We start from the raw sequence: 258 nt of genomic DNA, 5'->3' as shown, positions 1-258 counted from the left end.
ATTGCCGAGGGATGAGTGGGGCCTGTTGCGGTTGTAGTCCTCCTTCCAGGCTGTGATTTTCTCGCGGGCCTCCGCCAGCGATGAGAACAGGGTTTCGTTCAAGAGTTCGTCCCGGAAACTGCCGTTGAACGACTCGACAAAGGCGTTCTGCATCGGCTTTCCAGGCGCGATGTAGTGCCAGTCGATCCGCGTTTCCTGGCACCATCTGAGCACGGCCATACTGGTCAGTTCCGTGCCGTTGTCGCTGACAATGCTCCT

The 258-nt window shown here is 58.1% G+C and carries 1 protein-coding gene; it reads right to left on the bottom strand.

What is annotated here, in order from left to right; translation table 11 throughout:
- Positions 1-258, bottom strand: a 258-nt coding sequence (locus EU800_RS26475; protein ID WP_129636393.1) for an integrase core domain-containing protein, incomplete at both ends; no start/stop codon positions are given.

Origin of the sequence: Tropicimonas sp. IMCC6043, assembly GCF_004146235.1 — a bacterium.
GTDB lineage: Bacteria > Pseudomonadota > Alphaproteobacteria > Rhodobacterales > Rhodobacteraceae > Tropicimonas.
The sequence above is the reverse complement of the archived record's forward strand: the minus strand, read 5'-3'. Positions and strand labels throughout refer to the sequence as shown.